Genomic DNA, 18,788 nt, shown 5'->3' on the forward strand with positions numbered 1-18,788 from the left:
CATGCCCCGCTATCGCACACGGCCGATCGAGATCGAGGCCGCCCGTTTCGACGGCGAGCTGGTCGGCGAGTGGGACAAGAAGTCCAAGAAGGTGACGCCGGGGACCTGCCCGGAGTGGTTTCCCGCGAACCTGCAGTGCTTCGCCGCGACACACATGGCGCGCGCCGTGGCCGCCGACAACGGCGGCACGGTCACGCGCTGCAACGACCGGCTCTACATCGGCTCAGCCGCGCTGGGCGCCATGGAGGCCGCGCCGGGCGACTGGATCACCTGCGACAGCCAGGGCGTGCTCGGGATCTGCAAGCCCGACGTGTTCGGCCGGAAATACGAGCTCGTGAAATGAGCGAGGCCGCCGAACCGGAACGGCCGGTGTTCGACGCCTCGCGGCTGGCGGACCTGGTGCGCCGCGGCGACCCCGAGGCGCTGAAACAGGCCTACGCCTATGTGTTCGGCAACGCCCTGGGGCGCCTGGTGCTGGCCGACCACCTGGCCAAGTGCGGGTTCGGCGACCTGCTCGGCAACGACAACCTGAAATACGTCGCGGGCATGCTCGACGGCGCGCTGACGCTGGCGGCGGACGCCGGCTTCGACAAGGCCAGCCTCGCGGTCGCGGCGCTGGTCGGAGACCTTCCAGAGGAAAGGACATTCGATGAGGAACCTGCGGAATTCCGTTTCATACCTGGCTCTGACGAGGAGCTTGACTAGCGTTGAAGATGGCGCGGCGGGCGGTGCTGGAGACGGCGGCGGCGGCGCTGGTGGTGCTGGCGCTGCTGCTGGGGCTGGCGGCGCTGGTGACGGGAAATCTGGCGGCGGATCTGATGGCGGCGGCGCGGCGGCTGCCTTCTACGAGACGTTCGCCGACGAGAGCCTGAAGACCAATCCCTCCGTCCAGCGCTACAAGTCGCCCGAGGAGCTGGCCAAGGCCTATGTGAACCTCGAGCAGCGCTACGGGATCGACCCGGCGCGCCGCATCGACCTGCCGGCCGACCCGGAGGACGCCGAGGGCATGAAGGCGGTCTATGCCAAGCTCGGCATGCCGGAGAAGCCCGACGGCTACGGCTTCAAGCTCGACGACAAGGCCACCGACGCCGACAAGGGCCTCGTGGGCGCGTTCGGCGAGACGGCCCACAAGCTCGGCCTGTCGGTCAAGCAGGCCCAGGGGCTGATGGAGTTCATGGGGACCCAGGTGGCCGCCGACCAGGAGGCCGCCACCGCGGCGCTGGCCGAGCGGGCCACGGCCGGCAAGGCCGCGCTCGAGAAGGAGTTCGGCCAGGCCTTTGAGCCCCGGCTGCGCGAGATCCGCGGCCTGGTCGAGAAGTACGGCGACCCCGAGCTCGCCGAGGCCGTGAAGGGCGACAACATCCACGGCTATCCGAACCTCGCCAAGCTGCTGGGCAAGCTGGTCGAGCGGATGGCCGAGCCCGGCGCGGCCGGCGGCCAGAGCGGCGACGCCGACACCGGCGCCAGGGCGATGACGCCCGCCCAGGCCCGGGCGGCCGTGCAGTCGCTGAACGCCGATCCGGTCAAGGGCAAGGCGCTCACCGACAAGGACCATCCGCAGCACGCGGCCGTGGTCGCCGAGCGCTCGCGCCTGCTGGCCATGGCCGACGGCCGCGCGCCGGCTTGACGGCGAGGGCAAATCACTTCAGCCATCGAGACTGCAAATCCGTTCCGCCGCCCGGCACTCCCTTTGTGGATCGGGCGGCGGGGCGGTCGCCCAGGGGCGCAAAGCCAGGCTCGCATCCGGTGATCCGGGGACTGCTGCCGATCAAACCCTCATTTGATCGTTCCGTCGCGCGGCGACGGTAGCAGCAAGGATCGAGCCCATGGCCGACAACACCGGCGCCACCGCAGGCACCCTTTACGTTCCTGGCTTCCAGGCGAACCTCAACCTGTCGCCGCAGCAGTCGCGCTCGCGCCTGCTGACCTGCGTCGACAGCGACCTCGGCTATTCCACGCCGGGACAGTTCTTCAACGCCGACGACGTCGGCACCTCCGATCCGGCCGACGTGACCACCCGCGTTCCCGACAGCCCCGACGGCTTCGTGGACGTGACCCGCCGCATCGGCACCTTCAAGGGCTTCAACGACGGCAAGTTCATCGACAACGAGGACCTGGCGCGCCAGCTCGAGGACCCGACCAACCTGGTGATGCAGGCGATGATGGCCGGCCTCGGCCGGAAGCGCGACACCGCCATCATCTCGGCCGCCCTGGGCGCGCCGCTGCTGCAGGACAACAACCAGAACTATGTGGCCGGCACCACCCTGGCCACGGTTGGCAACGTGATCGCCGCCAACGACGCGACCTCGCACGAGAACGAGACCATCGCGGCGGTCGGCCGCAGCGGTGGCTACGGCCTGACGATCGGCAAGCTGATCGAGGTGAAGACCCAGCTCGACAACTCCGAGATCGACGAGCCGACGCCCGGCGACAAGCCCAGCGACTACTACTTCGCCTGCACCGCCAACCAGCTGCAGGACCTGCTGATGTCGGTCCCGGCCACGTCCTCGTTCTACAACTCGGTGCAGGGCCTGGTGAACGGCACGCTCAGCTACTTCATGGGCTTCAACTTCGTGCGCCTGGCGTCCAACAAGATCTCCAACCCGCTGCCCAAGTACCAGGGCGCCGGCGCTGGCTCGGCCACCACCCGCCAATGCCTGGCCTTCCACAAGCGGGCCCTGCTCTACCGGGGCCGCCCGATCATCCAGACGCGGATCACCCAGCGCGCCGACAAGGCCTACCGCTGGTACGCCTACTACGAGAGCGAGCACGGGGCCGTGCGGCGCTACGACGGCGGCGTCTGGGAAGTGGACTGCGCCGAGAACACCACGGGCTTCAACTAGGCCTCCGCCGGGGCCGGCCCCCAAAGTCTTCGGACTGGGGTCGGCCCCAAAGCTTCTGACTGGGGCCTGACGCCCCGCCGCTGACCGCGCGTCACGGCAACTAGGAAAGGGCCACCACCATGGCCAAGCTGCTCGGACTTCTCGTCGGGACCCTCGTCGCCAAGGCGGGCTTTGCCGGCGTGTCGAACTTCCTCAAGGACGGCTCGGACCACATCCTGGTCCGCGATAATGTCGTCTTCCTGAACACCAATGTGATCGGTGACACGGTCTCGCTCGGGTTCTTCAAGTCCACGGCGCTGATCTCGCCCACCGCCAAGGTGTGGTTCGACGCCTTCGGGGCCGCGGTGAAGATGAACATCGGCGACGTGGCGCACCCCACCGGCCTCGCCAACCAGATCGACGTCTCGGCCGCCGGCAACGCGGATCTCTGGAAGGGCTTCACGGCCGCCAGCATGGGTATCCCGCTGTGGAAGGCCCTGGGCTACGGGGCCGATCCGGGCGGCGTGATCGAGCTGCTGGGGACCATCGCCGGGGCCAACGTGGTCAACAACAACGTCAACTTCGCCTGGCAGATCGCGGGCATCAACCGCTAGGACTTCGCCCTCGCGCCCCGCTCCCGTCGCAACGGAATAGGGCGCCAGCGAACGGCAGGGCCGGCCGGTCTTTCCTCCCGGCCGGCCCTGTTTGTCTCACGAAGGAGCCCGATCCATGCCCGACGTCGTCCAGGTCAAGGCCATGAACACCGCCCTGGCGGCGCTGGGCCAGGAGCCGGTCGCCGCGCTGGATGACGCGGCCCTGCAGGGCTCGATCGCCGCCACCAAGCTACTGCGCCACGTCGACGACGCCCGCGACGCGGTGCTGGCCCGGCACGGCTTCGTCTGCGCCCTCACCTATACGCACCTGGCGCCAACCCCCGCCCCGCCCGGCAGCGACTGGCGCTATCCGTTCCTCTACCAGCTGCCGGCCGACGCCCTGCGGATCTGGGAGATCGCCGGCCAGGTGGTCAACGGCCAGGAATGGACCTGCGACGGGCGGCGCTGGCAGCTGGGCTCGATCGAGCTCGACGACGGCGCGTCGCGCACGGTGATCCGCTCGAGCTCCGACGGCGACCTCGACGTCTGCTACGTGCGCCGGGCGTCCTGGGGCTCGCTGGACATCCACGTGCGCGACGCCATCGCCCAGACCATCGCCGCGCGCGGGGCCTACGCCGTGACCGGCGACCTCGCCAAGCAGTCGAAACAGGAGAAGACCGCCGAGACGGCGGTGCTGCTGGCGATCTCCGTGGACGGCACCCAGGAAGGCGGCCAGCCGCCGCTCGCGCCCTCGACACCGGCGGCGATCCGCAACATCAGCCGCTAGGGGCCCGGTTCATCCGTCCACACGGTCGCGCGGCCGATAGTTTCGCCATGGGGACCGGCTTCGCAAACGCCTGGACGAGCGGCGAGATCGCCGACGAGGCCTGGGACCGCACGGACCTGCAGCCGGTCGAGAAGGGCTGCGAGGCGGCGATCAACTATGTGGTGCGCCTGGCCGGGCCGCTGGCCAAGCGCCGCGGCTTCTGGAAGGTGTTCACCGCCCCGAACCCGGCCAACAAGGCGCGGATGATCCCGTTCCGCAAGTCGATCGACGACGCCCTGATGCTGGAATTCGGCGACACGCTGATGAAGGTGTGGACGAGCGACGGGTCGACCCTGCTGGTGTCGGTGACCAGCCCCTACACTCAGGCCCAGCTCGACGGCATCCGCTACAAGCAGGTGGGCGACGTCATCTACCTGCGCCACCGCGACGGCATCCGCGGCGAGACCCTGGTGCGCAATTCCAACACCAGCTGGACCTTCACCTCGGTCGGCATCGGCCACGAGTTCTATCCGAACGGTCCTTGGCTCGCCGAGAACACGGACCCGACCACGACGGTGACCGTCACCCTGATGGCCGGCGCTGATGAGGCCGACGCCAACCCGTTCGGCGGCGCGGGCTCGATGGCGGTCGACCTGACGGTCGACCTGGTCGCCTCCAACCCGATCTTCAATCCCGCGCACGTCGGCGGCAAATTCCGGTTCCGCCAGACCGACGGCATGCCCGGCGTGATCGGCTGGGCCCCTGGCTGCAAGCCGGCGGTCGGCACCTATGTGGTCTCCAACGGCCGGGTCTATCGCTCGAACCATCAGTCGGCCTTCACCGAGAACGTCACCAACCCGCCGATCAACCTCAGCGGCTCGCAGAGCGACGGCGGCAATGGCTGGGACTATCGCCACGACGGCGCCGGGATCGTGCGCATCGACACCTATCTCAGCCCGACCCATGTGCAGGGCACGATCCGCCACACCATGCCGTTCCGCAGCGGGACGGCGACGCCCTACTGGTCGGAAGGGGCCTGGTCCGACTACCGCGGCTGGCCGCGCATGTGGCCGGCGCTGCGCGAAGAGCGGTTGGTCGAGGGCGCCACCGCCGCGAACCTCGATTTCCTCGACCTGACCCAGACGGCCGGCTTCTCGCCGCTCTCGGAGAATTTTGGGCCGGGCCTGGGCTCGACGGGCGTGGTGGTGGCCACAGACGCCGTGCGCCGGCGCGTCGGCACCGACGGCGGCGAGCTGATCGCCGCGCTCGAGGCCACCTATCTGCTGGTGTTCACCACCACGGGCGAGCACTTGGTGGCCGGCTCGGTGCTCGACGAGCCCATCGACCCGCGCAGCGTGACGATCAAGGATCTCTCCGACTACGGCTCGTCGGACGTCTGCCCGGTCAAGGCGCACAAGGGGGCGATCTTCGTCACCCGCGGCGGCCAGAACCTGCGGGAAATCGCCATCGACACCCAGCAGGGCGCCAGCGGCGACGATCTGTCGGTGCTGGCGGCCCATATCGCCAGTCGCGGCATCGTCCAGCTGGCCTGGGTCCCCTACCCCGACAATACCCTGTGGCTGCGCCTCGCCGACGGCGGCCTGGCGACCATGACCTATCACAAGGAACAGCAGGTGCGCGGCTTCACCCGCGTGGCGCTGCCGCCGGGCTTCGTGGCCGAGGACATCGTGGTGCTGCCCGGCCCCGGCCGCAAGGAAACCCTGTGGCTGCAGGTGTCGTATGTGAAGGCAGGCGTCACCAGCCACGAGATCTGGATGCTCTCGCAGGTGAGCGACCAGCTGTTCATGGACGGCGCGGGCCTCTACCACGGCGCGCCCGTGACCACGGTCACCGGCCTGGGCGCCCGCGAGGGCGAGACGGTGCGGATCCTCGCCGACGGCGTGCAGCTCCCCGACCAGGTGGTCACCGGCGGCGCGATCGTGCTGCCGGCGCCGGCCAGCTCGGTGCAGGTCGGCTACCCCATGAAGTGCAGCTTCAAGTCTCTGAAGCTCGACACCGCGCTCGGAGGCGCCCTGCTGCGCCGCCAGCGGGTGACCGGCTGCAAGGTCAGCCTGAAGACCGCCTCCGCCGTCGTCGCGCTCGACGGCCGCCCGGGCGAACTGGTCAGCCCGCGCACCGCCCAGGACGTGCCGGCCGCGGTGTCGCGCCGGGTGATCCAGGACGTGACGATCGCCGGCGACAGCGACCGCGACCCGCGCATCGCGATCACCGACGAGACCGCCTACGACGGCCTGATCTACAGCCTCAAGCCGCAGGTGGTCGACGGTGACTAGGCCCCGCCTCTCCCTGCGCCCCTACCGGCCCGGCGACATGGATCGCTTCACCCCGCGCGCCGACTTCGAGCAGGAGCGGGCGGCCGTCGGCTGGGCATGGAAGGGCGCCCCGCCGCCGGGACGCACGTGGACCCTGGTGCGCGAGAGCGCGGTGTTCACCTATGTGCTGGGCGTCGGCGGCCTGTTCGAGGCCTCGCCCAGCCATTGGCACGCCTGGGCGGTGATGAGCGACATGGGCCCCCGCGAATGGGTTGAGGCCGGCAAGCTGGCCGGCCAGGTGCTGGACGGCGTCGACCTGTTCAACGGCCCGCAGCAGATGACCGCCACGGCGCGGGCCTCGATCGAGGGCGCCCGCGGCTATCTCGAAAAGCTCGGCTTCCGGGCCAACGGCGAGGTGATCGACGAGCGCGTCGGCGACCGCGTGATCTATCAACTCATGGTCAGGGCCGCCTAGATGGACCCGTTCACGATCGCCGCCGGGATCTCCGCCGTGGGCTCGCTGTTCAAGGGGCTGACCGGCTTCTTCGGCGGCAACACGCGCGCCAAGGCCGAGCAGGCCGCCGCCCAGCAGGCCGGCCAGGAGGCCGGCGTCGCCACCAGCCAGGCCCTGCAGCAGGGCGAGAGCGCCGCAGCTGACGCGGCCGTGCAGGGCGCGGCCAACGGCGGCGGCCTGGTCGGCTCGACCCTTGGCGTCATCCAGGACGTGGCCAACCGCTCGATGTTCAACGCCCGCGCCGCGGCCTATCGCGGCCTGACCGAGGAGCGCGCCCACCTCTACCAGGCGGGCGTCGCCAAGACCCAAGGGCTGCAGGACCTGATCGGCTCGGGCATCCAGGCGGCCGGCAGCCTGGCGGGCGGCTTCGCGCGCTCGAGCCTGCTGGCCAAACAGACCACGGCGCTGAAGACCCTGAAGGGCGACGCCGGCTACGATCCGCTGATGGGGATCAACTAAATGGCGAAGATCCCCGACAGCCTGCCCACCGCGACCGTCGAGGGCGTGCGCCCCTCCGACCAGGTGGTCGCGCCCACCGACTTCGGGCTCGAGAGCGTCGGGGCCCAGGCCGAGGGCGTCGCGGACATGGCGCGCCAGACCGACCGCCTGCAGATCCGCGCCCAGGCCAAGCTGGACCGGCAGGCGGCCCAGCCGCTGTTCCTGAAGCTGCAGAACGCCAACGAGGACGCCTTTGCGGCCGATGCGGCGGCCTACACCGGCGACCAGCCGGGGTTCGCGGCCGATCAGATCGACAAGGCCCAGCAGCGCGGCCAGCGGATCGCCGACGGCTCCGACATGGCGCCCGGCGTCAAGGCCGAGTTCCAGACCCTGGCGCACGGCGAGGTGAACCGCATCGGCCAGCAGGCCATCGCCCATGAGGCGAAGGTCCGCGCCCAGCCGATCAACGAAGCCCGGATCGCGGCCGACGAGACCCAGATCAACGGCGGCCTGACCACCTATCTGACCCAGTTCGCCCCGGCCAAGCAGGGCCTGATCGACGCCTTCGACGGCTCGCAGAAGGGGCTGACGGATCAGATCGGCCAGGCCTCCGACGCCGCGGCCCAGGCGGCGCTGGCGGCCACCCCCGACCGGCTGAAGCCCAACCTGCAGGTGCGGCTCGCCGCCATGCGCACCCAGGAGATGGCCACCGCCGCTGTCGCCGAGCAGAAGGCGCAGGACGCCTTCGTGCTGAAGAACGGCACCGACCAGGCAAACCGGCTGATCAACGGCATTTCGTCAAACCCGGACGCCTACGGCGACGTGGTGGCCACCGGCCTGCCGGCGATCGTCGACACCCTGCCCAAGGGGCTGAAGAAGGACGCCCTCACCGAGCTGAACGGGCAGGCCGCGACGGCGCGGATCAAGGGACTGGTCGACCAGGGCAAGGTCAACCAGGCCCAGGCGGAGCTCGCCGACGGCCGCTATGACGCCTTCTGGAAGCCGCAGGTCAAGGAAGAGCTCGAGGCCCACGTGCAGGTGGCGTTGCGCGAGCACGGCCCCAAGAGCTTCGACGAGTGGATGGCCGCCGACGACGTGCGCCGCCGCGCCGACGCCGAGACCTATGCCCGGATGACCACGGGCAAGTCCACCGGGCAGGTGAGCCTCGACGACGTGGTCGCCAAGCTGTCCCCGGAACAGGCCGCCCACTACGCCACCCAGTGGAAGTCGGCCGACCAGGCGTTCGCCTCGGCCGGGGCGATCCACGACATGCCCACCGGCCAGGTGCACGCCCTGGCGGCACAGCCGCCGCCGGAGCCGACCGATCCCGACTATGCCAGCAAGATCACCGCCTACCAGGTGCAGCAGGCCGCCGCCGCCGCCGAGCTGAAGGCCCGCGCCAACCCCGGCCAGTGGGCCTATACGGCCGCCCCGGCCAAGGCCGGGCGCCCCGGCGTCGCGGTCGCCCAGGACCGGGGCGCGGCCCTGCAGCAGGGCTGGACGAGCTATCTGGGCGCGGTCCCGGGCCAGCCGCGGCAGGCCGCCGGCCGGGCGATCGCCAGCCAGAGCCTGGGCGTGCAGGAAGCCGCCGGGCTCGATCCCGGCGCCTGGCAGGTGGTGCCGCAGACCGAGGCCGCGCGGCTCGCCGCCACGGTGATCAACGCCCCGCCGGAGGGCAAGCTGCAGGCCATGCAATCGCTCGCGGGCCTGGTCGCCGACCTGCCGGCCTCCGTGCGCACCCAGACCGGCCAGACGGTCTCGGCCCAGGCGATCCTCACCAAGCAGCTGCTCGCCGCGCACATGACGCCGTCCGAGGTCGCGGCGATGGTCGATTTCGGGAGCGATCCGGCCAAGCTCGGCCGCTATGTGGCGGCGCTCAACGACCCGACGCTGAAGGCGAAGCTTCCACAGGGCCAGCAGGGCAATCTGACGGCCGCGGTGCAGACCAGCCTCAAGCCGTTCCTCGACAGCGTGGCGCCCCTGCCCGGCGCCCAGGCGCTGGCCCAGGCGCGGATCGACCGCACGGTGCTGATCGCCCGCGGCCTGATGGCCCACCAGGGCATGAACCCCGGCACTGCCGCGGCCCAGGCGGCCAAGGACATGACCGACGGCTACACCTATGTGGACACCTGGCGCATGCCCCAGCCGCTGGCCGCCGGCCTGCATCCGGTGATCGACCGCGTGGGCGACCTGCCGACCGTATCGCTGCGCAGCGGCGCGGGCGACGCCAGGGCCGGCGCGGCGGCCATGCTGAGCCAGCTCACCGCCAACAACGGCGCAAACCTCTACGCCCCGGCCGGCCCCGGCGGCCCCGACGATCGCCGCCGGCTCTACGCTCTGCAGATCGCCCACGCCGGCCGCTGGGTCACGGCGCCCGACGACAGCGGCCTCACCCTGATGGTCCCGCACCCGGACGGCACCTGGGACCAGGCCGCCGATCGCTACGGCCGCCCCGTCCGCGCCAGCTGGGGCCAGCTGCAGGGCCTGGCCAACGGCACGGCCCCCTCGCCCCTCGCCAGCCCGCCGCCGACCGCCCTGCGCACGCCGGACGGCCAGCCCGTGCCGGCGGCCTCCAAGGCCGCGGTGTTCTCGGCGCTGGCCTGGGCGGTCAACGGCAAGGAGAGCGGCTTCCGCGGCGGCCAGGCCTCGAGCGCCGGCGCGCTCGGCCAGATGCAGGTGACGCCGGCCACGGTGCAGACCTATGCGCCGAGGCTCGGCCTGCCCGTCGACCTCGACCGGGCGCAGCACGACGACGGCTATAACCGCAGGATCGGCGAGGCCGCCCTGCAGGACCAGCTGCAGCACTATGGGACCGGCCCAGGCATCGCGCTGGCCCTGGCGGCCTACAACGCCGGCCCCGGCCGCGTGGACGGCTACCGCGACCCCAAGACCAACCAATGGCAGCCGGGCTGGCTGTCCAGCCTCGGCGACCCGCGCACGGGCCGCATCTCGGTCGACGACTGGGTGAAGCGCATCCCCTACGCCGAGACCCGCGACTATGTGCGCAGCGTCCTGCCCGTCGCGCTCCGGCGGCTTCAGGCCAACCACTAGGAGAGACCATGGATCCCGCCACCTATGTGATCGGCCCCGGCCAGGAGGGCGCCTACAGCGTCTGGCCGGAGACCTCCGGCAACCGCCTTTCCACGCCCAGCTTCGAGGGCAGCCTCGACGACTGCCTGGCCTGGGTGAAGGCGGCCTTTGAAACCCCGCCGCCGACCTGATGCCCGTCGGTCTCGCCCAGGATCCGCAGGTCGACCTCGACCGGCTCGACGCCGGGGCGCTGAGCCTGCCTGTGCCGCAGGACGCGCGTACGCCTGTGCTTTTCCACGACACCAACGCCATGGGTGGCCGCGCGCTGCACTATGGCCAGCACCTGCTGCTGAACACCCTGGGCCTCGACCCGGCCGACCCGTCGCCGGGCAGCGACCTCGACCAGCGGCTTCCGGCGGAGCTGGCCAACGAGCGCTATGGGGTCGACGGCTACCTGCGGTTCAACCAGCCGACCACGCCGGATGACGCGGCGTGGATGAGCGCCCAGGCGCACGACCGGCGGTTCCGCGACACGGTGCTGGCCCGCACCCGCCCGCAGCCGCTTCGGGACTTCGGGGCCTCCATGGCCGGCTCGCTGCTGGATCCCGTGGGCCTGCCGGTCATGCTGCTGTCGGACGGGCTGGGAACGGCCGCGCTCGAGGGCATGGGGCTGGCCAGGGCCGGCGAGACCGGGCTGGCGATCTCCAAGCTCGGCCGCCTCGGCAACCTGGCGGCGGAGATCCCCGGCCAGCTGGCCAAGGGCGCGGTGCTGAACGCGCCCTATGTGGGCCTGAACGCGGCCCTCACCAACTATGCCGGCGAAGACTACGACCTCGGCGACGGCCTGCGCGACATCGCGGCCGGCGCCATCCTGCACACCGGCGTGCACGTCGGGGGCAAGGCGCTCAAATCCCTGCTCGGCCGGTCGGCCGATGCTCGAGCGCCTGGGGAGCCTGCGCCGTTCTCGGTCCCGCCAGCCGAGGACGGCGCAGGTGACGCCAGCCTGGCCGGCACGCCGCCGGAGGCGGTGCAGGCCCTGCCGCCGGAGAGCCGGGCGGGCGCCTTCGCCAAGGCCATCGACGACATGGCCGACGACCGGCCGGTCGACGTCGGCCAGTATGTGCAGCGCGAGCTCGAGCCGCCCAGCCTGTCGCGGCTGGACGAGCGCACGGCCGACCCGGCGATCGCCTCCTTCCGGCCTCTGCCAGATGACCGGGGGGAGAGCCAGGCGATCACCACGCGGGGGACGGAGGTTCCCGTGCGCTACGGCCTCGTGGAGCTCGGCGACCTGACCACCAGCCACGACGACAACCTGTCGGTGAACCCCGCCTATCCGCCGGAGCTGCAGCCGCGCGACCGCGAGCGGGCCGGCGCCCAGGCGCGGAATTACCAGCTCGAGACCGAGCTGAACCCCAAGCTGCTGATGAACGACGTCTCGGCCGCCGGCGGCGCGCCCATCGTGGCGCCCGACGGGACGGTCGAAAGCGGCAACGGCCGGACGATCGCGCTGCGCCGCTCGGCGGCGAAGGGCGGCGAGGCCTATGAGCGCTACAAGGCCGAGCTGGCCGCCCAGGGCTTCGACGCCACGGGCATGAAGGCCCCGGTGCTGGTGCGCATGCGCACCGAGCCGATGGAAGGCGCCCAGCGCGCCGCGCTCGCCCGCGACATGAACGCCGACGTCACCGAGCGGATGAGCGCCACGGAACAGGCCATGGCCGACGCCCGCGGCCTCGACGACGCAACCATGGCCAGCATGGGCGAAGGCGGCGCGGCCGACCGCCGGCGCTTCGCCCGCGCCTTCCTGGCCAAGGTGGCGCCCGACCAGGTCAACCAGCTGGTGGCGCCGGATGGGGCGCTGTCCAAGGCCGGCGAAGACCGCATCGACGCGGCGCTGATGGCCAAGGCCTACGACGACCCGCGCCTGGTGGAAGCCATGTTCGAGGCGGCCGATCCCAACATCAAGGCGATCGGCGGCGCCCTGCGCCAGGCGGCCCCGGCCTGGGCGGCCTTCCGCGCCAGCATCGCCCGCGGCGAGACCCCGGCGGCGCTGGACGTCACCGAGGCCCTGCGCTCGGCCGTCGACTTCGTGCGCCACGCCCGCGACGAAAAGATCCCGGTGGGCGAGCTGATCCTCGAGCGGCTGGGCCAGAAAGAGCTGTTCGGCGGCGAGGCGATCGGCCCGGCGACCGAGGCCTTCCTGCGCCTGTTCTTCCGCGATGAACGCTTCACCAAGCCGCTGGGGGCGGATAAGCTCGCCGGCGCGCTGGCGGACTATGCGCGCGACGCCGAGGCCTACACGCCCGGCCCCAACCTGTTCGGAGACGTCGCCAATGTCGAAACCGCCCGCCAGATCGTCTCGAGGCTCGCCGAGCAGTTCGCCCGCAACGACCCCCTCGACCTCGACCTCCGCGCCCCAGGACGCGCCGCTGAGCCAGCCGATGGAGGCGCAGGCGGCGAGGCTCGGCCTCCTGTCATCGACCTTCGCGAACCTGGCGGCGACGGAGACCGGAGCGGATCGGGCGTACCACCAGAAGATGGCGGCGGCCCTGAAGGCGAAAGCGGCGGAGTTCAGCCCGCCAAGCTGACCGGCGACCAGCTGATCGCCGCCGACCCGGCGCTGAAGGCGATCCTCGAGGACACCGACAAGCTCGCGGCCCGCAACGGCGTCGAGATCGCCGAGACCCCGGAGGCCGAGACCCCGAACACCCTGGCCGAGGCGATCCGCGCGGCGGCCGTCTGCCTAGCCGAAGAGTTGTAGGCTGCGCGGGGTCGCGTAGTAGGCGGCCAAGGCCCCGGCGGCGGCCGGCTCGTTGGTGTGCTGCAGGAAGTCACCCGCCGAGCGCAGCAGCCGTTCGACACGGCGGGCGGACTTGCTGCCGCCTCGCCCGACCCATGGCGCGTCGGGGTTCACTTCGCCGACGGCGAGCAGCAACTGGAAGTAAGCCCCGAGAGGGCTGGCGGCCCGGACGTAGCTCGCCGCGTCACCGAGCGCGTCGAGCCGATCTTCCAGCGCCCGGGTCTCATCGCCGACGACCTCCGCGCCCTCGAACCTGAGGATGGTCAAGGCCGCCTCGCGCGCGAGGCGCGCGGCCGGGCAGATTGTGCTAGAGGCCAGGCCAGCTTGGGCCATGTCGATCTCCTTGGGATCGTGGGTCCGAGTTAGGGGCGGCGGAGCGCAGCAACGCTCTTCCGTCCCGCCTTAGATAGCGCTACAAAATGCGTTGTGACAATAGATAGCGCTAAAAAGGGCCGTGGCCGGCCGCCTGTGGATACCGAGGCGGTGAACGTCAGGCTTGATCGTGGCCTCTTGCAGAAGCTCGACGACTGGCGCGCGGCAGAAGGCGGGATCAGGCGCCCTGAGGCCGTGAGACGCCTGTTGGCCGCGGCGCTTTCCGCTTAGCGCGCGCTTCTACAACCGCGCGAACCGCGAGTGCGTGAAGCACGACCGGAAGGCGATCGCTGAACGTCGGGGACAGGCGCGGGTTGCAGCTGGCCAGAAGATCGAGGGCGCGCGTTTGTTCGGCTGCGCAGGCTGCAACTGCTGCAGTGGCGACGTCGCCAGCGGGCTCTCCCGAGATTTCAAGTCGATTGGCCTGTGCGATCGTGCATCGGGACACTGCCTGTTGGGCCTCGTCGTAGGTCGCCTGCGCCGTCGGTTGAGGGCACATTGGCACCTGCGCCATCGCCTCGGTTCCGATCAGCGCCCAGCCAAGGGCGAAAAGTAAGCGTTTCATCCGACCGGCTCCCCCCAAGGCCACCATCGATCAAATGGGGAAGTACTTCAACTTCAAGGCGGCGTCGCGAACTAGGTTTTGGCGGAGCGTCGATCAGACGGCGGGCCCAAACGGATGTTGGCCTTGGCGCGGTCGCCTTAACAGGGGCGGCTACGGTCAAGTCGGTTTTCAGGTTCCTGGCGGGCGGATCAACCTCGCTCATCGCATGGCCTATTTCCTGGAAACTGGGGTCGCCTTGATCGGAAGGTCGGTCGATCTGCGCCATGCGTGCGACAATCGGGCCTGCTGCAACCCGGCGCACTTAGAGCCCGGTACGCGCCGTCAAAACATCGAGGACATGGTTTCTCGCGGTCGATCTACAAAGGGTCGGCCGGGAAATGCCCAACCGACGGGCGAAGACAGTTGGGCCGCGAAACTGACAGTTTCTGACGTAACGCGCATACGCCAGGCGCTGGAAGATGGGCAAACCGGAAAAGGGGTCGCCGCGGCTTTCCGTGTGTCGCCGGCGACCATTTCGATGATCAAGAACAACCGGCGCTGGAGCGCGTCCCTTTGACCATGAAATGCCGCATCGCCGTGCGCATGGCGACAGGGGGCGTCTTCGACGATGAGGCGATCGACGACTTCCTGCGCACGCTCGAGCAGCGGGCCCTGCGCAAGGGCCTCGAGAAGCCGACGCTCAGCCAGCGCGAGGCGGTCGCCGAGGCGGCCGGCGAGCTCACCCACGACCAGCTGATGGCGGCGCTGACGGCGCGGCGCATGCGCGTCGCGGTGGAGATCGCCAGGACCGGCCGGCAGGCGCAGCTGGCGGCCATGCCCGACAGCCTCGACGAAGGCGAGAAGCTGCGGGCGCTCAACGTCGGCTCCGAGCGCCAGGGGCGCGGCGTCTCCAATTCCACCGACGCGCTCGGCCGCGCCGAGGCGATCACCGCCTGGGGCCAGGTGCAGCGCGGCCTCGAGGCCATGCCGGGCCTGGTGAACCGGATCTCCGACTTCTGGGGCAACTCGGAAAAGGAGGTCGACCGCAAGATCGCCCGCGAGATGGCCCGTTTAAACGGCAACGGCTCCATCGAGCCGACCGGCGACGAAGGGGCCTTCCACGCGGCCCAGGTGTTCGCCAAGGCGCTGGATGAGGTGCGGCAGGGCCAGAACGCCCAGGGCGCATGGATCAGCAAGCTCGAGGGCTATATCGCCCGCCAGAGCCACGACCGGCTGAAGGTGGCGGGCGGCTTCTGGCGCGAGCTCGCCGAGATCGGCCGCCGCGCGCCGGCCGAGAAGCTGGCGGCCCTCGACTGGAAGGCGGCGCGCCTGGGGGCGGCCAAGCGTGCGTTCCGCGAATGGCGCGACTTCATCCGGCCCAAGCTCGACCCCAAGACCTTCGAGGGCCTGACCGACCGTGATTTCGAGGGCGAGGATCCCCACCTGGCGGACGCCCACGGCCTGGCCGAGCGCGGGGTGATCGACGATCCCGGCTCGCTCGAGGAACGGATGCTCTACCGGGTGTGGTCGGACATCGTCACCGGCCGGCGCGAGCAGCTGAGCGGGGCGGACGACACGTCGGAATTCCGGGCCCCGCCGTCCAAGGCCGCGGCCGTGTCGCGCGAGCGGGTGCTGCACTTCAAGGACCCCGACGCCTGGGTCGACTACAACAACCGCTTCGGCACCGGCAGCCTCTACCGCTCGGTGATGATGCAGCTCGAGCGCGGATCCCGGAACACCGCCCTGATGGCGCGCTGGGGCCCGAACCCCGAGGCCGCCTTCGAGAACGAGATCGCAAGGCTGGAAACGACCGCCAAGGGGCGGGGCGATGTCGATGCGGCCAACGCCCTGCACGGCTGGAAGGTGAAGGCCAGCTTCGAGGCGATCAACGGTCGGCTGGAAGTCCCCGAAAGCCTGCGCATGGCCATGGTGGTGCGCTCGCTGCGCAGCTGGGAGGCGATCACCAAGCTGGGCTCGATCGTGCTGTCGAAGGCCACCGACCTGCCGATGACCGGCCACACCTTCGCGCGCGCCGGCGCCGGCTTCCTGTCGGGCTATGAGGCCGCGTTCAAGGGCCTGGCGCACATGCAGGGCGAGGAAGGCAAGCGCGCGGCCGACCTGCTGGACGTGGGCGCCCGGAGCTTCGCAGGCCACCTGTCGGGGCAGTTCAACGCGGCCGACGGCCTGGCCGGGTGGAACGCCTGGGCGGCGCGGATCATGTACCGCATCAACCTGTTCGAGTTCGTCAACGAGGGCGTGCGGCGGGGCTCGGCGGAAGTGTTCAGCCGCTTCCTGGGCCAGGAGGCCGAGCACGACTGGACCGGCCTGCAGCAAGGGACGCGGGAGACCTTCGAGCGCTTCGGGATCTCGGAGGCGGATTGGGAGACGGTGCGCCACGGCCTGACGCCGGCCAGCGACGGCCGGACCTATTTCACCCTCGATCACCTCGAGGGGCGTGTGCCGGACGAGGCGGCGCGGCGCGAGCTCGCCATGCGCTTCCGCACCATGATCCACGACACGATCGACAACACCACCTCGGAACCCAGGATGCGCGAGCGCATCGGGCTGATCGGCTCCGGCGGCCTGCGCGCCGGCACGATCTGGGGGGAGTTCGCGCGCAGCTTCGGCCAGTTCCGGGGCTTCCTGCAGACCATCCTGGGCCGCCACCTGGCGCCGGCGACGCAGGGCTATGCCGGCTACGCGCCGGCCGCCCTGATGGCGCACTTCATCGTCGCCTCCGCCCTGGCCGGCTGGTTCTCGATGAACGCCAAGCTGATCTCCCGCGGCGAGGCCCCGCGCTCCTTCGTGGGCGCGGACGCGGCCGAGACGGCGAAGATCTGGGGGGCGGCCATGGCCCAGGGCGGCGGCCTCGGCATCTATGGCGACTACCTGTTCGGCGAGCAGAACCGCAACGGCCTCGAGTTCACCCTGTCGAGCGTCGGCGGCCCGGCGATCGGCGACATGGAGCAGATCCTGCAAGTGATCCGCCAGGCTACGCACGGCGGCGCGATCAGCCCCACTACCGGCAAGAGCCAGATCCCCGGCGAGTTGGTGCGCATCGGCAGCCACAACATCCCGCTGATCAATCTTTGGTACACGCGCCTTGCGCTGGATTATTTCGTGCTCTGGCGGATGCAGGAGGCGGTGTCGCCCGGCTACCTGCGCCGCTACGAGGACCGAGTGAAGAACCAGCAGGGCAGCGACTTCATCCTCAACCCCACGTCCGCGCAGTAGGTCTGCTCGGCCGCGGTCTGGTGGCGCGAGGCCCGGTTCATCCGTCCACACGGTCGCGCCCGCGATGATGGGCCATGACCCTTCCCGCCGAGACGACCGAGACCGCCTACAACCTGGCAGGCGCCAACCTCGGCCCCTTCGCCACCGTGTGGACCTGCAACGACCCCAGCGAGATCTCCGTCACCCTGAACATCGGCGGCTTGAGCACGGTCATCTCCGGGGGCGGCGTCGACTACAGTGTCAGCGGCGGCCCGGCCCTGACGGCCGGCCTCAACGTCACCCTGCTGGCGCACAACATCCCCGGCGGCGGGGCGTGGCCGGCCAACTGCACCCTGGCCCTGCGCCGCGTCAGCCTGTCTGGCCAGCCGTCGGCGTTCGGCGAGGCCCTGGGCTTCTCGCCCTCGGCCTCCGAACAGGCGCTCGACGCCGTGGCACGCCAGGCGCAGGACCTGTTCACCCGCACCAGCCGCTGCCTGCGCGCCCAGCCGGGCGAGCACCTGAACCCGCTGCCCAACGCCAAGGGCCGCGCGAGCTCGATCCCGTGGTTCGAGGCGGACGGCTCGGTCACCGCCGGCCAGCTGCAATATGTGTCGCAGCCCGAGGTCGGGCCGGGCGCCGCCTACCTGGCGACCGTGGACGACGGCCTCACCACCCTGGGCCGCGCCGGCCACCGCTGGTCGACGGTCTATGCGGTGACCGGGGCGATCAACACCTCGGATGCGCGGGCCAAACAGGACATCGGCCCGATCTCCAATGCGCTGCTGGACGCCTGGGCCGACGTGGAATTCATGCAGTTCCGCCTGATCGCCGAGGCGCAGGCCCAGGGCGCCGAGGCCAAGCTGCACGTGGGCGTGATCGCCCAGCAGATCGTGAAGGCCTTCGCGGCGCGCGGCCTCGACGCCGTGGCCTATGGCGTGGTGACCCACGACCGCTGGGAGGCCTGCGCCGACGCCCCGGCCGGCGACGCCTACGGCGTGCGCTACGACGAGGCCATGGTGCTCGAGGCGGCGCTGATGCGCCGCGAGCTGCGGCGGCTGTGCGACCGGCCGTGAGACAGGGCGCGCTGGCGCTGGCCCTGGCGGCGCTGGCGCTGTTCGGCTGTCGCCAGGCCGCCGGCGTCCAGGCTCCGCCCGCCCGCTACGACACCGGCCCGCTGCCCGCAGACCTGACCTATGACGAGGTGGACGCCGCCGAGGTGGGCGCGGTCTGCCGCAGCTTCGGCGACACGTCGCCCGAGGATCAGGTGCTGGCCTGCTACGTGTTCGCCAAGCACGTCATCGTCCTGCCGACGCGCGCCAGCGACCCAGTCATCTATCCGGCCCTGAAGCGCCACGAGGAAGGCCACGCCCGCGGCTGGCCCGCCAACCACCCGTCCTGATCCTACGGGCGCGCCCTTCATCCGACC

Annotated in this window: 18 protein-coding genes; 17 read left to right on the plus strand and 1 reads right to left on the minus strand. The window is 70.8% G+C overall.

Features of this window, described 5'->3' with window-relative positions; all coding sequences use genetic code 11:
* Position 1: 1 nt before the first annotated feature.
* From VGT80_RS04380 to VGT80_RS04440, 13 genes are all read left to right on the plus strand, one after another.
* A complete protein-coding gene (locus VGT80_RS04380) occupies positions 2 to 343 on the plus strand; it encodes a hypothetical protein (protein WP_327453251.1) in 342 nt (113 codons plus the stop codon).
* Complete coding sequence (locus tag VGT80_RS04385) at positions 340 to 705, plus strand: hypothetical protein (protein ID WP_327453252.1); 366 nt, start codon at positions 340 to 342, stop codon at positions 703 to 705. The genes VGT80_RS04380 and VGT80_RS04385 overlap by 4 nt, the downstream gene beginning before the upstream one ends.
* A 2-nt stretch (positions 706 to 707) precedes the next feature.
* Positions 708 to 872 (plus strand): hypothetical protein, encoded by a 165-nt coding sequence (locus tag VGT80_RS04390; RefSeq protein ID WP_327453253.1) that lies wholly within the window; start codon positions 708 to 710, stop codon positions 870 to 872.
* Between the two features lie 56 nt (positions 873 to 928).
* Positions 929 to 1,627, plus strand: a complete 699-nt coding sequence (locus VGT80_RS04395; RefSeq protein WP_327453254.1) for a hypothetical protein — start codon at positions 929 to 931, stop codon at positions 1,625 to 1,627.
* 199 nt (positions 1,628 to 1,826) lie between these two features.
* Positions 1,827 to 2,843 (plus strand): phage capsid protein, encoded by a 1,017-nt coding sequence (locus VGT80_RS04400; RefSeq protein WP_327453255.1) that lies wholly within the window; start codon positions 1,827 to 1,829, stop codon positions 2,841 to 2,843.
* 119 nt (positions 2,844 to 2,962) lie between these two features.
* Positions 2,963 to 3,436, plus strand: coding sequence for a hypothetical protein (locus VGT80_RS04405; RefSeq protein ID WP_327453256.1), 474 nt, complete (start codon positions 2,963 to 2,965; stop codon positions 3,434 to 3,436).
* Positions 3,437 to 3,551: 115 nt separating this feature from the next.
* Complete coding sequence (locus VGT80_RS04410) at positions 3,552 to 4,202, plus strand: hypothetical protein (RefSeq protein ID WP_327453257.1); 651 nt, start codon at positions 3,552 to 3,554, stop codon at positions 4,200 to 4,202.
* A gap of 47 nt (positions 4,203 to 4,249) precedes the next feature.
* Positions 4,250 to 6,475 carry a hypothetical protein gene (locus VGT80_RS04415; protein WP_327453258.1) on the plus strand — a complete coding sequence of 742 codons (2,226 nt, stop codon included), beginning with the start codon at positions 4,250 to 4,252 and terminating at the stop codon, positions 6,473 to 6,475.
* Positions 6,468 to 6,929, plus strand: coding sequence for a hypothetical protein (locus VGT80_RS04420; RefSeq protein ID WP_327453259.1), 462 nt, complete (start codon positions 6,468 to 6,470; stop codon positions 6,927 to 6,929). The genes VGT80_RS04415 and VGT80_RS04420 overlap by 8 nt, the downstream gene beginning before the upstream one ends.
* The gene (locus tag VGT80_RS04425; RefSeq protein ID WP_327453261.1) at positions 6,930 to 7,427 is read left to right on the plus strand and encodes a hypothetical protein; all 498 of its coding nucleotides are present in this window, start codon (positions 6,930 to 6,932) and stop codon (positions 7,425 to 7,427) included.
* On the plus strand, positions 7,428 to 10,457 hold the full coding sequence (locus VGT80_RS04430) for a transglycosylase SLT domain-containing protein (RefSeq protein WP_327453262.1): 3,030 nt from the start codon (positions 7,428 to 7,430) through the stop codon (positions 10,455 to 10,457).
* Positions 10,458 to 10,465: 8 nt separating this feature from the next.
* Entirely contained in the window at positions 10,466 to 10,627 is a 162-nt protein-coding gene (locus VGT80_RS04435; protein ID WP_327453263.1) for a hypothetical protein, read from the plus strand.
* Complete coding sequence (locus tag VGT80_RS04440) at positions 10,627 to 13,194, plus strand: hypothetical protein (protein WP_327453264.1); 2,568 nt, start codon at positions 10,627 to 10,629, stop codon at positions 13,192 to 13,194. The genes VGT80_RS04435 and VGT80_RS04440 overlap by 1 nt, the downstream gene beginning before the upstream one ends.
* Here the strand turns inward: VGT80_RS04440 and VGT80_RS04445 are convergent.
* Positions 13,177 to 13,566 carry a hypothetical protein gene (locus tag VGT80_RS04445; protein ID WP_327453265.1) on the minus strand — a complete coding sequence of 130 codons (390 nt, stop codon included), beginning with the start codon at positions 13,564 to 13,566 and terminating at the stop codon, positions 13,177 to 13,179. The genes VGT80_RS04440 and VGT80_RS04445 overlap by 18 nt on opposite strands.
* A gap of 809 nt (positions 13,567 to 14,375) precedes the next feature.
* Here VGT80_RS04445 and VGT80_RS04450 point away from each other — a divergent pair.
* From VGT80_RS04450 to VGT80_RS04465, 4 genes are all read left to right on the plus strand, one after another.
* Complete coding sequence (locus VGT80_RS04450; protein WP_327453266.1) at positions 14,376 to 14,726, plus strand: HNH endonuclease; 351 nt, start codon at positions 14,376 to 14,378, stop codon at positions 14,724 to 14,726.
* Positions 14,723 to 17,383, plus strand: a complete 2,661-nt coding sequence (locus VGT80_RS04455) for a hypothetical protein (protein WP_327453267.1) — start codon at positions 14,723 to 14,725, stop codon at positions 17,381 to 17,383. Before VGT80_RS04450 ends, VGT80_RS04455 begins: the two co-directional genes overlap by 4 nt.
* Before the next feature lie 74 nt (positions 17,384 to 17,457).
* Positions 17,458 to 18,435 carry a tail fiber domain-containing protein gene (locus VGT80_RS04460; RefSeq protein ID WP_327453268.1) on the plus strand — a complete coding sequence of 326 codons (978 nt, stop codon included), beginning with the start codon at positions 17,458 to 17,460 and terminating at the stop codon, positions 18,433 to 18,435.
* The gene (locus VGT80_RS04465; RefSeq protein ID WP_327453269.1) at positions 18,432 to 18,761 is read left to right on the plus strand and encodes a hypothetical protein; all 330 of its coding nucleotides are present in this window, start codon (positions 18,432 to 18,434) and stop codon (positions 18,759 to 18,761) included. Before VGT80_RS04460 ends, VGT80_RS04465 begins: the two co-directional genes overlap by 4 nt.
* Positions 18,762 to 18,788: the final 27 nt, after the last annotated feature.

The organism is Phenylobacterium sp. (assembly GCF_035944335.1).
In the GTDB taxonomy this organism is placed as follows: Bacteria; Pseudomonadota; Alphaproteobacteria; order Caulobacterales; family Caulobacteraceae; genus Phenylobacterium.

Bases quoted from the DNA above. Each gene is read 5' to 3' on its own strand.
- VGT80_RS04380 (WP_327453251.1), top strand. From the start codon at position 2: ATGCCCCGCTATCGCACACGGCCGATCGAGATCGAGGCCGCCCGTTTC.
- VGT80_RS04385 (WP_327453252.1), top strand. From the start codon at position 340: ATGAGCGAGGCCGCCGAACCGGAACGGCCGGTGTTCGACGCCTCGCGG.
- VGT80_RS04400 (WP_327453255.1), top strand. From the start codon at position 1,827: ATGGCCGACAACACCGGCGCCACCGCAGGCACCCTTTACGTTCCTGGC.
- VGT80_RS04405 (WP_327453256.1), top strand. From the start codon at position 2,963: ATGGCCAAGCTGCTCGGACTTCTCGTCGGGACCCTCGTCGCCAAGGCG.
- VGT80_RS04410 (WP_327453257.1), top strand. From the start codon at position 3,552: ATGCCCGACGTCGTCCAGGTCAAGGCCATGAACACCGCCCTGGCGGCG.
- VGT80_RS04415 (WP_327453258.1), top strand. From the start codon at position 4,250: ATGGGGACCGGCTTCGCAAACGCCTGGACGAGCGGCGAGATCGCCGAC.
- VGT80_RS04425 (WP_327453261.1), top strand. From the start codon at position 6,930: ATGGACCCGTTCACGATCGCCGCCGGGATCTCCGCCGTGGGCTCGCTG.
- VGT80_RS04430 (WP_327453262.1), top strand. From the start codon at position 7,428: ATGGCGAAGATCCCCGACAGCCTGCCCACCGCGACCGTCGAGGGCGTG.
- VGT80_RS04435 (WP_327453263.1), top strand. From the start codon at position 10,466: ATGGATCCCGCCACCTATGTGATCGGCCCCGGCCAGGAGGGCGCCTAC.
- VGT80_RS04440 (WP_327453264.1), top strand. From the start codon at position 10,627: ATGCCCGTCGGTCTCGCCCAGGATCCGCAGGTCGACCTCGACCGGCTC.
- VGT80_RS04445 (WP_327453265.1), bottom strand. From the start codon at position 13,566: ATGGCCCAAGCTGGCCTGGCCTCTAGCACAATCTGCCCGGCCGCGCGC.
- VGT80_RS04450 (WP_327453266.1), top strand. From the start codon at position 14,376: ATGGCCTATTTCCTGGAAACTGGGGTCGCCTTGATCGGAAGGTCGGTC.
- VGT80_RS04460 (WP_327453268.1), top strand. From the start codon at position 17,458: ATGACCCTTCCCGCCGAGACGACCGAGACCGCCTACAACCTGGCAGGC.